Below are 13,921 nucleotides of genomic sequence, written 5' to 3' on the forward strand. Positions count from 1 at the left end.
TAAAAATGTTCACAAAATAGTCACAAAAATTTTATAACATTAAAAAGAACAATGGGGGAATGAACATGGCAAATTTAAAAGGGAAAGTCGCAATTGTTACTGGTGGTGCTTCTGGGATTGGCTTAGCAACTGTGAAAGCGTTTTTAGAAAAAGGGTTAAAAGCGGTCATCGCTGATTACAACAAGGAAGCAGGGCTAGCAGTAGAAAAAGAATTAAAAGAATCATATGAAGATGTTTTATTTGTTCAAGTGAATGTCGCAGATGAACAACAAGTCGAAAATCTAGTGGCTAAAACGGTTCAACATTTCGGCCGTTTGGATATCATCTATAACAATGCTGGAATTGGTATTCAAAAGCCAACCCATGAAATGACAGCAAAAGAATATAAAAGAGTCATTGAGATTAACCAAGACGGTGTATTTTACGGGTCTAAATACGCCATTCGTGAAATGTTAAAAACTGGCGGAGGTTCGATTATTAACACATCCTCCATTTTAGGAACAGTTGGTGAACCAACTTCAGCTCCATATGCTGCAAGTAAAGGGGCTGTTAACCTCCTGACAAAATCAATAGCTTTAGAATATGCGGATCGCAACATTCGCGTCAATGCAGTAGCACCTGGATTCATTGAATCTGGTCTTGTGAATAAACAAGCTTTAGGAGATTTTTATGATGGCTTAGTTGCTAAGCATCCCATTGGGCGATTAGGAAATCCAGAAGAAATTGCCCATGCTGTTGTTTTCTTAGCTGAAAATGACTTTGTCACTGGCACAACTATTCATGTTGATGGAGGCTATACGGCGAAGTAACTTAAAAACTATTTAGATTGAAATCTACTATTTTTCCGATGTTAAATTGTAATAAAAGAGAGGAACCAGCTGTTTTGTCGGAGCTGGTTCTTCCCCCCTCTTAAATAGAAGGCTTGTATTTAATTGAGGGACTAGCGAAACTACAATAAGCGGAGATTTTCCGGTTAAATGCAGAATGGAGCTTGTTTCAGGGGGATATAAGGGGAGATTTTCCGCTTATGCAAATAAAAATCCCCCATTTTCACGTTTATCGAGTTAGGGGGAATTTCTCCGTTTATTTTGGCTATTTTTAATGCTATTTACTAATTAAGCGGAATTTCTCCGTCTATTATTATTAAGTGTCAAAGAACAAAGTAGGATTAACAATAAGAGCAGGGCAAATTCCAAAATGGTTGCCCTGCTTTTTCACACCTCAAAAGAAACCCGTCAGTTATGTCGGAGCTAGTTCCTTTTTTCCTCCTCGGAAATCTAACTCTAGAATATCTGAAGTGGGTAACAGCCATTACAAAAATAACAACACAATCTCCGGCAGGAACGTGACTAATAAAAGAATGAAAATCATCGAAACGACGAACGGCAGAACGGCTCTTGATAGTGCCCCCATTGGTACACCGGAAATGCTGGAGCCAACAAACAAGTTGACACCGACTGGCGGCGTGAAATAGCCAATCGCTAAATTAATAATCATCAATACACCAAAATGAATCGGATCGTAACCAATTTGCGTTACAATCGGTAACAGAATTGGCGTTAAAATAATAATTGCAGCAAGAGGATCCATAAACATTCCGACAAATAAGAGCAAAACGAGAATCAGCAAAATAATGACCGTTGGATTGCTAGATACCCCGATTAACCACTCGGCAATTTTACTCGGAATTTGTTCAATCGTTAATAAACGTCCAAATGCATTGGCAGCACCGACAATAATTAAAACGGTAGCCGTTGTTAATGCGGAATCATAGATCACTTTCGGCAGTTCTTTCCATGAAAGCTCACGGTATAAAACCATTGCGGCAAACAGACCATAGACAACGGCCACGACAGCCGCTTCTGTAGGCGTGAAAAATCCGCCATAAATTCCACCCAAAATAATTAAAGGAATCAATAATGCCCATTTAGCATCCCAAATCGCTTTTACGATTTTCTTAAGCGACGTCTTTTCGTCCAAACCTTTAAAGCCCATTTTCTTCGAATAATACCAAGTCCAAATAATCATCGCCAGTCCAATTAAAACGCCCGGAAGAATTCCCGAGATGAACATGTCCCCAACAGAAACACTTGCTGTCACCCCATACATGACCATTGGAATACTTGGGGGGATGATAATCCCGATTGATCCCGCTGCTGCGACAGTTGCAGTCGCAAACCTGCGATCATACCCTTCACGAACCATTGCCGGAATCATTACTCCTCCGATTGCAGCAACAGTCGCAGGTCCGGAACCAGAAATCGCGGCAAAGAACATACATGTAATGATGGTGGCAATCGCCAATCCTCCAGTTCGATTCCCGACTAAGGCACTAGCGACAGCAAATAATCGATTGGAAATTCCACCCTTCCCCATAATTTCTCCTGCAAGAATAAAGAAAGGCACAGCCAGCAATGGGAAGGAGTCGACAGATGTGACTAATTCTTTTGCTAAAAATTCTAGCGGCAAACTGCCAGAGTAGATAATCGTAATCAGTGTCGCAAGTCCTAACGCAATCCCGATTGGAACGCTCAATATTAATAACAAAGCAAAACTACCAAACAAGACAGCTGTCGTCATTTCCTTCCCCTCCGATCTTGATTATTAGTAAGGGGAACTGCTTTCTTAGGATGATTCCCAGAATCATCCCCATCTTTTCCGAGAAAAGCACGAATAAGTTTAAGCTGATTTTGAACTAAGCGAATCAACGTCAAGCCCATTCCTACTGGGGTCGCCATATAAATGAGTCCCATTGGAATTTGATTTGCCGGCGACCTTTGTCCGAATTGCAATAATTGGGTCGCCACCTCGTATCCGTAAATAATAACGAAGATGGCAAAGCCCATGAAGAACAGATTGGCGATGAAGGTTAAGACCATTTGCCCTTTTTCTCTAAATAAAAATAAGACAGCATCGATTTTCACATGTCTTTGTTTCTTTACACCGAAGCTAATGCCAATATAAATGAGCCAAATAAAACAGTAACGAGCCAACTCCTCTGACCAGGACAGTGACTGACCAAATTGCCTAAGGACCACTTGTAAAAAAATTACAGCAACCATGATGGCAGAAAAGAAGACTAGCAAAACTTTTTCAGTATTTTCATCGAACCAACGGATGACATTCATCTTATGCTCCTTTCCGATATAAGGGAAGAAAAAAAGACTTTGAGGAATTCCCCTCCCCCAAAGCCTTTCTTTAGCAAACTAAAGTTTGCTTCTTGTTCTTATTCAACATTTTGGATTCTTTCAACATAGTCTCCATAACGGTCGGCATGCTTGTCATAGACAGATTGAACAGCTTCACGGAAAGCTTCGATATCAATCTCTTCGGCACGAATAATTTCGACTCCATCTGCAATCAGGTTCTCTTCGTATTCAGCCGTTAAGTCTTGATTGATTTGACGCTGTCTTTGTGCATATTCTTTACCAAGATCGTCCATCACCTTTTGAACATCCTCAGGTAAAGAATCGTAAAGTCCTTGATTGATCACTAACGTCGCAGATGCATAATAAAGTCCAACTTCAGAGAAATGTTTAGATTGCTCGTACACATTCGTTGTATAGTACACACCTGTTGAGAAGTCTGAGCCATCAATTACACCCTGCTGTAAGCCACCGTAAACCTCTGGAAAGGCCATTGGCGTTGCATCCGTTCCTAGGGCACGATACGTATCAAGTAACAGTTCACTTTCAATCGTTCTCATTTTTAACCCTTTTAAATCTTCAGATGTTGTGATTGGGCGCTTGCTGTTCGCAAGATGACGCTGTCCATTTTCCCAAAATGCAAGTCCTTTAATATTAACATCAGATAGTTTGTCAAGCAGTTCTTGTCCAACTTCGCCATCTAAAGTTTTATAAATATGATCTAAATCTCTAAATAGAAATGGAAATTCAATTACAGAAATTTCAGGTAAAAAGTTTGTAACAACACCAGTAGTAATCAAACTCATGTCAAGTGTTCCTAATTGCACACCTTCGAGTAATTCACGTTCCCCACCTAATGAACCATTTCCGAAGATCTCAAATTTCACTTTTCCATCTGTTGCTTCTTCCACTGCGTTTGCATACTCCTCAAATCCAATCGCATATGCTTGTCCATCTGGTGAAATATGACCAACTTTAATCGTAATTACATCATCACTTTCATTTCCATTTTCCGCTTGGTCATTTGACCCTTCCTCTGATCCACCACCACAAGCTGCCAGTACTAATATGCTCATAACAGCAATTGCCATTAAAAATAACTTAAGTCCCTTCAAGGCTGATTTCCCCTTTTAATATAATATTTTTTATATAATACTTTATCGCTTAAAAGCGTATAAGCAGTAAAGTTACTGTCTATTATAAATCAAAATTCAAGAAATTGCATTAATAGTTTATTATTTTTGTAAAATTTAAAGGACCGAAGGATTGTTCTTGAGAAAACAACAAAATACCACAGCCAAGGTACCCGTGGTAGACTTAAAGTTTTATGCTTTTATGGCAAAAATAGAATTAAGGTCCAACTAGCACAATCCGATTCGCTAGATGGACCTTTTTGCACAAGACTTGTAGGTCGGCGAATATAACGGTCAATACACCGAAGTTGTCCTTTTATTTTTACCTCTCTACTTTGGGGCATACATATAGAAGCAAAATCCCCTTTGTTACAGGCTGGGGTGTTCATGATTGCCCAATCGTTTTTACACCTTTTGACTTAAAACATTTAAATTCACCAAATACTTTGGCTCTTTTCCATCATAGACATCTAATATATTGGAAATCGCTCCAACTCTTATTTCAATAAATGCCGTTTCCGAATACCAAGCAGCATGTGGACTTAAAATGACATTGTCCATATTTCTGAGTATATGATCTTGTGGAAGGGGCTCGGTTTCTGTTACATCTAAACCACAGCCTGCAATTTTCTTTTCATTTAATGCTGTAATCATTGCTGCTTCATCTATGATTGGCCCTCTTGCAGTATTAATAATATATGCCGTATTTTTCATTAACTCAAATTCCTTGGAAGAAATCAGATGTCTTGTTTGTTCAATCAATGGAACGTGCACAGAAATAAAATCACTGTTTGCCACTAATTCGTGAAGTTCCGCCTTGATTACGCCTTTTTTAGCCATCGATTCTTTATCGACAAATGGGTCATATGCCATCACTTGATAGCCAATTGCAGTCAATTTTTCAGCTAACCGAACTGGAATCTTGCCAAACCCAACTAAACCTACAATTGCATATGAGGCTCGCAGCGGAATTTTTGCTTGTTTAAAATCCCATTCTCCCTTCTTCGTAAGCTCATTATAGTCAAACAGTCTGCGGGCACTACTCATAATAAAAGCGAGAGCATGATCGGAAACCTCATCGATGCAATAGTCATTCACATTCCCAACCATTTTTCCGAGCTCTGTTGCAGCTTCAACATCAATCATGTTGACACCAATTCCGTAGCGGGAAATAATTTTCGCCTTTTTTGCAGCCATTAAAACATCCTTATCAATTACGCCATACATCGTTAAAATTGCATCTGCATCCTTAACATTCTCAATGATTGTCTCTTTGTCTTTCGTTTGTAAAACCTGTAACTCAATTGGTTCATCTTGTCTCATTCGCTCTTGAATCAAACTTTTTTCAATATCTAATTCAGGCCACTCATAATCGACTATAGTAATTTTAAATGGTTTTTTCATGCTTTTTCCTCCTCAAAATTACAATGTATCATCAATAGTAAAGGCAATCAGAATAACTAATTGCCTTTCAATTTTCAAAATCAGTGCTCAAATTCCATTATAGAAAGATTAAGGATATTCCTGGAATATAGGTAATTAGCAATAACACAAAAATCAACATAATGAAGCCTGGCATTATTTTCTTTACAATTGCCTCAATTTTTAAATTAGACACGCCTGAAGCGACAAAAAGATTTAAGCCTAGAGGCGGTGTAATAAATCCAAGACTTAAGTTAACAATCATAATAATCCCAAAGTGAACTGGATCGATTCCGAGACCCATTGCTAACGGAAGCATAATTGGTGTTAAAATAATAATCGCTGCAATGGTTTCCATAAACGCCCCGACGAGGATAAGCATCACATTGATGATTATTAAGAACACAATTGGGTTATCTGATATCGCTGTCACTGTTTGAGCAATTTGGTTCGGAATTTGTTCTAACGCTAGAATTCTTCCGAAAACAGCTGCCGCGGCAACAATGATCATGATTGTTCCAGTTGTGATCGAGGAACCCATCGCTACTTTAAAGAAGTCCTTCCATTTTAATTCACGGTACACAAACATACTTAGGACAAAACCATAAATAACTGCTACTACCGCTGCTTCAGTTGGTGTGAAAACCCCACCATAAATTCCACCTAGAATAATAACTGGCATAAACAATGCCCATTTCCCTTCGTTAATTGCCTGGAGCCGCTCCTTCACATTTGCCTTCTCAGATTTTTCGAATTTGTGTTTTTTTGCATAAAGAACGGCCCACACAATTAAACCAAGTCCCATTAATACCCCTGGCATAATCCCAGCTAGGAACATATCACCGATTGAAACGTTTGCGGATACTCCATAAATAACCATTGGAATACTCGGAGGGATGACAATTCCGATCGTACCTGCGGCGGCAACAACTGCTGTTGCAAACGCTTTATCATAGCCCCTCTTAACCATTTCCGGAATCATAATCGCTCCAATAGCTGCAACTGTTGCTGGACCAGATCCCGAAATAGCGGCAAAAAACATTGCTGTTATGATAGCTGCAATGGCAAATCCTCCAGTATAATGTCCAACAAACGAATTCGCGACTTTAAATAACCTTTGCGAAATTCCGCCTTTCCCCATGATGTCGCCTGCAAAGATGAAGAACGGAATCGCCATTAAAGGAAATGAATCGTTTGCAGTAATTATTACTTGGGTAATTAAGTTGAAGGGTAAATCAATATCTGTTATGAGGATAGTAAGTACACTAGCCAGAATTAGAGAAAATCCAACTGGTACCGATAACAATAGCAATATAATTAAACTGGCAAATAAAAAGATAGCTGGTGACATCAGCTTCCCTCCTCACTCTTGTGCAGCCATAAATTGATAGAGGCTTGAATTAATCGAATGGTTGATAAGAGAAAACCAACTGGCAGAGATAAATATACCCACCACATAGGTAATTGGAGATTAGCCGAGGTTTGCCCAAACATCTGCATTTGCAAAACAAGGATATATCCTTCCCATACAAACAATAAAGAAAGAACTAACACTAAAATATAGGTAAGTTGCCTAATTAATTTTTGTAATGTTTTTGGTAATAAATCTAGCACAATATCAATACCTATATGTTTGTTTTCTTTAAATCCAATCCCGATTGTTAAAAAAATAAGCCAAATAAACAGATACCTTGAAAGTTCCTCAGTCCACGTAATCGAATCTCCAAATACGTATCTTGAAACGACTTGTAAAAAAATCAGGATGGTCATTGTTATCATAAATAAGGCAATGATTAATTTTTCGGAATAACGATCGATATTTCTTAAGATAGACATCCCATTCCGCCCCCTTAAACCCCTTCTGCTTTTTTAAAAAAATGGGCATTTTTCAATGCCCATTTTTACATCTTAATCTTACAAACCTACTTCTCCCATTAATTTGTCGAAGATTTCTTCCCCTATTTGACCTTTAACATCTTCATAAACAGTACTCATCGCTTCTTGGAAGCCTTGTTTTTGTTCATCCGTTAACTCTGTATACTCCATACCTTCAGCTGTTAACAATTCAAGTGATGCATCTTCATCTTGTTTAGATAATTGTCTATTAAAATCTCTTGTTTCAACAGTGGCATCCATAACGACCTTCTGTAGATCTTCTGGAAGATTATTATAGAAGCTTTGGTTGATTAGGACAGGCCATGGTGAGTATAGGTGACCAGTTAGTGATAGATACTTCTGTACTTCAAAGAATTTCATCGAATACATTAATGAAAGTGGTGTTTCTTGGGCATCAACAGTTCCTTGTTGTAGTGCAGCATAAAGTTCAGTGAATGCGATTGGAGTTGCATTTGCTCCTGTTGCAGACCAGAATTTAATTTGCATTGGACTTTCTAACGTTCGGATCTTTAACCCCTTCATATCGTCAACATTTGCAACTGGCTTTTTATTGTTTGTTAAATGACGGAAGCCATTTTCCCAATAGGCTAAACCTTTAATTCCTTTATCAGAAAGCGAATCAAGAATCTCTTGTCCAACCTCTCCGTCCAGTACTCGATGTGCTGTTTCATGATCTTTAAACAAATACGGTAAATCCCAAACTGCCATGCTTGGCGAAAACGCTACCAGTACTGCTGAAGAAGGAAATGCCATTGTTAAGTTCCCAAGCTGGATGGCTTCAACCATTTCTCTTTCTCCACCAAGCTGTCCATTCGGATAAATTTCAACAGTAATTTTGCCTTCGCTGTTTGCTTCAACAAGCTCTTTGAATTTCTCAGCAGAATCCTGAGCAAAATGATCTTGCGACGCTGCATGGCCCATTTTAATTACATACGTTTTATCTTCAGATCCTTCACTTCCTGAACCTGAGCTGTCGTTTGACCCTTCTGACGATGAAGGTGCACTGGAGCACGCTGCTAAGACAACTGAAAACACCAGTAATAGAGCCAGCAAAATATTTCTTTTTTTCATAAAAATTGCCCCCCTTTATTCATATAATTTATTTACTTTTTGCTAATTCTTGAGCAACTGGAATAATCCAGTCTTCCTGACCGCCTACTGCTCCCATTTCTGCTATTTTTGTTAAAATATCTCTAGGATCTACACCATATTCTTTCCCTGCACGTTCAGCAAATAATAAGAAGGAAGAATATACCCCTGTGTAGCCCAAAGTTAAGCTAAGCTGATCAATTTGAACAGGCCTTACCATCATCGGTTTCATCACATTTTCAGCCGCATCCATTGTTTTATAAAGATCCATATTATGTGGAATTTTTAATTTATTCATTACTGCAACTAGCTGCTCAAGCGCGGCATTACCAGCGCCGGCACCCATTCCAGCAAGACTTCCATCGATTCTTGTTGCGCCTTCTTCAATCGCGACAATCGAGTTGGCAACACCAAGAGACAAATTATTATGGGCATGAAAACCAATTTCAACCTCTAAGTTTTCTTTAAATAAGGACACTCTGCGGCGAACATCATCCATTGTCAAAGCACCCGCTGAGTCTACTACGTAAACTGTCGCTGCCCCATAAGATTGCATTTTCTTTGCCTCTTCCAAAAGATTCTCTGGAGATGTTCTGTGAGACATCATCAAAAATCCAACTGTGTCCATTCCCAGAGCGAGTCCCGCTTTAATATGCTGTTCTGAGACGTCTGCTTCTGTACAATGTGTGGCCACCCTTACAACCGATGCACCTAGATCTCTAGCATTCTTCAAATCATCAATTCTTCCAACACCTGGCAAAAGGAGAACAGCAACTTTCGCATTCTTCGCATTTGCTACTGCTGTTGAAATGATATCTGACTCCGTTTCTTTTGAAAAACCCCACTGAAGGGAGCTTCCGCCAAGCCCATCTCCATGTGTAGCTTCAATAATATCGGCGCCGGCTTCGTCTATAAGTCTAGTAAGTTCAGCGATTTGTTCTTTTGAATATTGGTGAGAAATCGCATGCATCCCATCACGAAGTGTTACGTCATTAATTGTAATTTTTTTAGTCATTACGCATTCTCCTTTACAACCATTGATGTAGCAATTACTTCTGCTGTTCGCACTGCTGCAGATGTAATAATATCAAGATTCCCAGAATATTTCGGAAGAAAGTCACCAAGACCCTCGACTTCTACAAACACTTTGACAATGCCATCTTTAATTACAGGTTCTGACATTAAATGATAACCTGGTACATAGCCTTTAACGACTTCTACCATTTTAAAAATAGAGTCTAAAATCTCATTTTCTTTACCTTCATAGTTTTCTGCTAATTTAGCAAACACTGTATTTCTCATTAATATTGGTGGATCAGCAGGATTCAAAACAATAAGTGCTTTTGCTTTTTTGGCGCCGCCGATTTTCTCGAGAGCGTTTGCCGTTGTCTCTGTGAACTCGTCAATGTTTTGTCTTGTTCCAGGACCAGCACTTTTACTAGAAATAGATGCCACAATTTCTCCATATTCTACAGGCACAATATCAGAAATTGCTTTTATAATTGGTACAGTTGCTTGCCCTCCGCATGTAACCATATTGACGTTATCTTGGGAATTAATCATTTCTTCATCTAAACTTACAGCAGGTACACAATATGGGCCAACAGCAGCTGGAGTAAGGTCAATGACTTTCTTGCCAAGCTTTTTCAAAATTTCAGCGTGTACGAGGTGAGCTTTTGCTGAAGTTGCATCAAATACGATATCAGCTAGCTCTGGATTTTCCTCCAGTCCCTTAATTCCATAGTCAAATGTTTTTATACCATTCTCTCGGGCTAGTGCAAGTCCTTTAGATTCCGGATCCACTCCAATCATTACAGTTGGATTAAGAATTTCACTTCTTAATAACTTCATCATTAAATCTGCTCCTATGTTTCCTGATCCAATCATTGCGACATTTACTTTTTTAGTCACCTTTTACTTCATCCTCTCTTTTTTGAATAATAGCACTCATATAAAATTCTCTGGCAGCCAAGAGATGGGTTGCCAATTGTTCCTGAGCTTTTTCAATCTCCCCATCTTTAAGATGTTGAATTATTTTTCTATGTTCCTCAACTACCACTATTTGTTTAGCCATTGTAAAATCTGTTGTGACAACAATCAGGGTTTTTATCAGGGCTTTTAAAGATTTCCAAATTTGGATTAAACTTTTATTGTTTGTTAGCTGTACTAGAAGAAAGTGAAATTGTAAATCAGCATCGACTTCTCTTTCCCCATGGTTTAAGGCTGTTTCCATTACATCAACACAGTGATTAAGCTCCCCTTCCCCCCTTAGAAAATCTTCAACACTAAGCTGTGATATGGCGTACTTTTCAATTTGAATCCTGACATTATACAGATTTTCAATGTCTTTTTTAGAAAACCCAACGACCACTCTCCTTCCATTAGGCGGAGTATTGACAAGCCCTTCATTTTCAAGTTCTAGAAGCGCCTCTCGAATCGGTCCTCGACTAATCCCCATCTCCTTTGATAAAACAGTTTCCTTCAGGTGGGTGCCTGCTGGGATTTCACCTAACATGATGCTTGTTCTTAAAATATTAAGAACCTGATCCCCCATCTTCTGTTTATCGACATTTTTTGCATTTAACATATCCCCAACTCCAAAGTGTTAACAGTTAACTGTTTTCAATATAATATGAAAGCGCTTTAAAGTCAACTGTTTTGTCCTATTTTTCTAAATTTAATAGTTCTTATGAATTTTCTGTCTAGTTTGTGAATAAATTCACAATTTCGACAAAAATTTCTGATGAATTATTATTACTCTATGATTCAACATTTTTCACCAATTTTCACCAAATATACCCATTATTTCCCATGGTCCGTGACTTCAAATCACGAGTGTTCTTGGCCAACCAGAATATTGTTAATCCTAAAGTTATTTCTTTTGATAAGTAGAATAATGAAAATAGGGGCGGAGAGCGGTCTCTTACGCTTCCCCGACCCCAACACGAATAGGCTTAAAAGCAGCGGCATCAAAAAGCCCGCGATCTGTTAGTTTTATTTCTGGGATGACTGGCAGGCATAAAAACGATAATGTCATAAATATAATTTGCGAGCTTGAATCAACGATTGTTTCAAGCACCTCATGCAGGATTGAAAGATTTTTTGCGACCACTTCATACGGTTGATCTGACATTAATCCAGCGATTGGCAGTTGAACTTGGGCGAGAATTTCGCCATTTTTAACAATTACTAACCCACCCTCTGTTTGTTGTAATTCTTCAATTGCAATCAGCATATCTTCATCATTCGTCCCGGCAACGACTAGATTATGTGAATCATGTGCAACCGTGGATGCGATGGCACCACTTTTTAATTTCAAGCCATGGACGATACCAAGTCCAATATTCCCGGTGCGTTTATGCCTTTCACATACGGCGATTTTCAAATAATCCTTTTCAACATTACTTTTAAAAAATCCCTCTTCAACATCGACAACGTCTACTTTTTTCCTGGTAATGATTTTTCCTGGCAAAATTTCAATAATATTAGCTTTTTCGTTTTCTTTCAGAGGAATTTGTAGCCTGTTTTTTGTGACTTCTTCCATGGTTACCGAATGCATAATCGCTTTCGGAATCTCAACTTGTTCATTTGCTTGCGTGCTGTCGAGGTTTACGATTTTTCCATTTTTAATTACTTTTTGTATCGATAACTCGTGGAGATGATCGACAATAAGTAAATCAGCGATATATCCAGGCGCAACTGCCCCTTTATTTTCAATGCCATGACATTTTGCATTGTTAATCGTCGCCATTTGAATGCTGATGAGTGGGTCTAAGCCATTTTTAACCGCAAGTTTGATCGCATGATTAATCGTGCCTTCATGAACCATTTCGTCGAGATGTTTGTCATCTGTACAAAAAGAAAATCTCGTGCTATTTTTTTCAGTGATTGCTGGTAAGATGGCCAGTAAATCTTTCGCTGCAGAACCTTCGCGCACCAATACATGGAACCCTTTTCTTACACGACTTAAAGCTTCGTCTGCATTTACTGCCTCATGATCATTTCGAATCGAAGCAATGCTATAAATATCAAGCAAATCGTCACTTAAACCTGCTGCATGGCCATCAATGACTAATTTCTTGTTTTTAACGATTTCAAGCTTTTTCATCATATCTTGGTCACCATTTACAACGGACGGATAATCCATCACTTCGGCTAATCCAATGACCTCGTCGTAGTTAAAAAATGTTTGTAAATCTTTTGAAGTGATTGTTGCGCCATTATTCTCAAATTTCGTAGCTGGAACACTAGATGGTAGTTTTACTAATATATCGACAATCGCATCTTTCGCATCTTCGATCATGAATTTGATTCCTTCGATACCAGCTACATTGGCAATTTCGTGAGGATCGGTTACGACCGTTGTAATTCCGTGTTTAATAATTGCCCGCGAAAATTCAGATGGTCGAACCATTGTCGATTCAATATGAATGTGACCATCGATGAACCCGGGGATAATGTACTGATTTGAAACATCGATTGCTTTATCATTTGCTTCGAACTGGCCGATGCCAACAATATAACCATTATAAATCGCCACATCCCCTACAAATGTTTCTAAAGAAAACACATCGACGATCTGCCCATTTTTCAAAATAAGGTCAACTTTATCTGGTTCCTTTGCTTTTTCAATTAAATCCGTTAGAAATGTAGTCATCACGATTCTCCCTTAAAAAGGATGTTTTGTTCATACTCTACTGCACATTCTAACCTAAAAAGTCTTTCATTGGAAAATAAGAAAAAGGTTATTAAATGATGGGATTTTTATTCCAAGTACTCGGATTAAAAAGCTGGATTGCTCATAAATAGGCTAAATTTTATTGCTAGTACTTGGATTAACCGTGATTATAAGGCTGTTTTTTTGCTAGTACTTGGATTAAACCGATTTTCGACCGTTTTTTATTACTAGTACAGGGATTATATCAGCCTTCTGATCACATGTTATTGCTAGTACTCGGATTAACCCCTTAATTTACAGCGTTTTATTACGAGTACTAGCATTATATCAACGAAATTTGGTGTTTTTAATACGAGTACTTGGATTAAAAAACGCGTTACTAGCATTATCGCTCAAAAACCTAAAGTTCTCGCCCACCTTTTCCAGTAATACCCTTTTCTGCTTTTACTCAAGTCTTCGTATTAAAAATTAGTGCTTTGTTTTAACTAGATTTAACCAGATTATTTTCTATATATACGTCAATACTCGAGATAAAGCATTATTTTTACTTTTATAAG

Annotated in this window: 12 protein-coding genes; 1 reads left to right on the top strand and 11 read right to left on the bottom strand. The window is 38.4% G+C overall.

Going from position 1 to position 13,921, the window contains the following annotated elements; genetic code table 11:
- Positions 1–65: 65 nt before the first annotated feature.
- Complete coding sequence (locus GNT69_RS02145) at positions 66–809, top strand: SDR family NAD(P)-dependent oxidoreductase (RefSeq protein ID WP_203553294.1); 744 nt, start codon at positions 66–68, stop codon at positions 807–809.
- Between the two features lie 502 nt (positions 810–1,311).
- Here the strand turns inward: GNT69_RS02145 and GNT69_RS02150 are convergent.
- From GNT69_RS02150 to ade, 11 genes are all read right to left on the bottom strand, one after another.
- On the bottom strand, positions 1,312–2,580 hold the full coding sequence (locus GNT69_RS02150; protein WP_203553295.1) for a TRAP transporter large permease: 1,269 nt from the start codon (positions 2,578–2,580) through the stop codon (positions 1,312–1,314).
- Complete coding sequence (locus GNT69_RS02155; protein ID WP_203553296.1) at positions 2,577–3,128, bottom strand: TRAP transporter small permease; 552 nt, start codon at positions 3,126–3,128, stop codon at positions 2,577–2,579. Before GNT69_RS02155 ends, GNT69_RS02150 begins: the two co-directional genes overlap by 4 nt.
- A 98-nt stretch (positions 3,129–3,226) precedes the next feature.
- Positions 3,227–4,261 (bottom strand): TRAP transporter substrate-binding protein DctP, encoded by a 1,035-nt coding sequence (gene dctP, locus GNT69_RS02160; protein ID WP_239093992.1) that lies wholly within the window; start codon positions 4,259–4,261, stop codon positions 3,227–3,229.
- 423 nt (positions 4,262–4,684) lie between these two features.
- The gene (locus GNT69_RS02165; RefSeq protein ID WP_203553297.1) at positions 4,685–5,683 is read right to left on the bottom strand and encodes a C-terminal binding protein; all 999 of its coding nucleotides are present in this window, start codon (positions 5,681–5,683) and stop codon (positions 4,685–4,687) included.
- A 97-nt stretch (positions 5,684–5,780) separates the two neighbouring features.
- Positions 5,781–7,052, bottom strand: a complete 1,272-nt coding sequence (locus GNT69_RS02170) for a TRAP transporter large permease (RefSeq protein ID WP_203553298.1) — start codon at positions 7,050–7,052, stop codon at positions 5,781–5,783.
- Positions 7,052–7,537 carry a TRAP transporter small permease gene (locus tag GNT69_RS02175; RefSeq protein ID WP_203553299.1) on the bottom strand — a complete coding sequence of 162 codons (486 nt, stop codon included), beginning with the start codon at positions 7,535–7,537 and terminating at the stop codon, positions 7,052–7,054. Before GNT69_RS02175 ends, GNT69_RS02170 begins: the two co-directional genes overlap by 1 nt.
- Before the next feature lie 78 nt (positions 7,538–7,615).
- A complete protein-coding gene (locus GNT69_RS02180; RefSeq protein WP_203553300.1) occupies positions 7,616–8,668 on the bottom strand; it encodes a TRAP transporter substrate-binding protein in 1,053 nt (350 codons plus the stop codon).
- 28 nt (positions 8,669–8,696) lie between these two features.
- Complete coding sequence (gene dmpG / locus GNT69_RS02185) at positions 8,697–9,701, bottom strand: 4-hydroxy-2-oxovalerate aldolase (protein WP_203553301.1); 1,005 nt, start codon at positions 9,699–9,701, stop codon at positions 8,697–8,699.
- Positions 9,701–10,573 (bottom strand): acetaldehyde dehydrogenase (acetylating), encoded by an 873-nt coding sequence (locus tag GNT69_RS02190; protein ID WP_239094043.1) that lies wholly within the window; start codon positions 10,571–10,573, stop codon positions 9,701–9,703. Before GNT69_RS02190 ends, dmpG begins: the two co-directional genes overlap by 1 nt.
- A 16-nt stretch (positions 10,574–10,589) precedes the next feature.
- Complete coding sequence (locus tag GNT69_RS02195; protein ID WP_203553303.1) at positions 10,590–11,273, bottom strand: GntR family transcriptional regulator; 684 nt, start codon at positions 11,271–11,273, stop codon at positions 10,590–10,592.
- A 336-nt stretch (positions 11,274–11,609) separates the two neighbouring features.
- The gene (ade, locus tag GNT69_RS02200; RefSeq protein ID WP_203553304.1) at positions 11,610–13,343 is read right to left on the bottom strand and encodes an adenine deaminase; all 1,734 of its coding nucleotides are present in this window, start codon (positions 13,341–13,343) and stop codon (positions 11,610–11,612) included.
- Positions 13,344–13,921 lie beyond the last annotated feature (578 nt).

The organism is Bacillus sp. B15-48 (genome assembly GCF_016879755.1).
In the GTDB taxonomy this organism is placed as follows: domain Bacteria; phylum Bacillota; class Bacilli; order Bacillales; family Cytobacillaceae; genus Mesobacillus_B.

Bases quoted from the DNA above. Each gene is read 5' to 3' on its own strand.
- GNT69_RS02170 (WP_203553298.1), bottom strand. From the start codon at position 7,052: ATGTCACCAGCTATCTTTTTATTTGCCAGTTTAATTATATTGCTATTG.
- dmpG (WP_203553301.1), bottom strand. From the start codon at position 9,701: ATGACTAAAAAAATTACAATTAATGACGTAACACTTCGTGATGGGATG.
- GNT69_RS02190 (WP_239094043.1), bottom strand. From the start codon at position 10,573: ATGATTGGATCAGGAAACATAGGAGCAGATTTAATGATGAAGTTATTA.
- GNT69_RS02145 (WP_203553294.1), top strand. From the start codon at position 66: ATGGCAAATTTAAAAGGGAAAGTCGCAATTGTTACTGGTGGTGCTTCT.
- GNT69_RS02150 (WP_203553295.1), bottom strand. From the start codon at position 2,580: ATGACGACAGCTGTCTTGTTTGGTAGTTTTGCTTTGTTATTAATATTG.
- GNT69_RS02155 (WP_203553296.1), bottom strand. From the start codon at position 3,128: ATGAATGTCATCCGTTGGTTCGATGAAAATACTGAAAAAGTTTTGCTA.
- ade (WP_203553304.1), bottom strand. From the start codon at position 13,343: ATGACTACATTTCTAACGGATTTAATTGAAAAAGCAAAGGAACCAGAT.
- GNT69_RS02180 (WP_203553300.1), bottom strand. From the start codon at position 8,668: ATGAAAAAAAGAAATATTTTGCTGGCTCTATTACTGGTGTTTTCAGTT.
- GNT69_RS02175 (WP_203553299.1), bottom strand. From the start codon at position 7,537: ATGTCTATCTTAAGAAATATCGATCGTTATTCCGAAAAATTAATCATT.
- GNT69_RS02195 (WP_203553303.1), bottom strand. From the start codon at position 11,273: ATGTTAAATGCAAAAAATGTCGATAAACAGAAGATGGGGGATCAGGTT.
- GNT69_RS02165 (WP_203553297.1), bottom strand. From the start codon at position 5,683: ATGAAAAAACCATTTAAAATTACTATAGTCGATTATGAGTGGCCTGAA.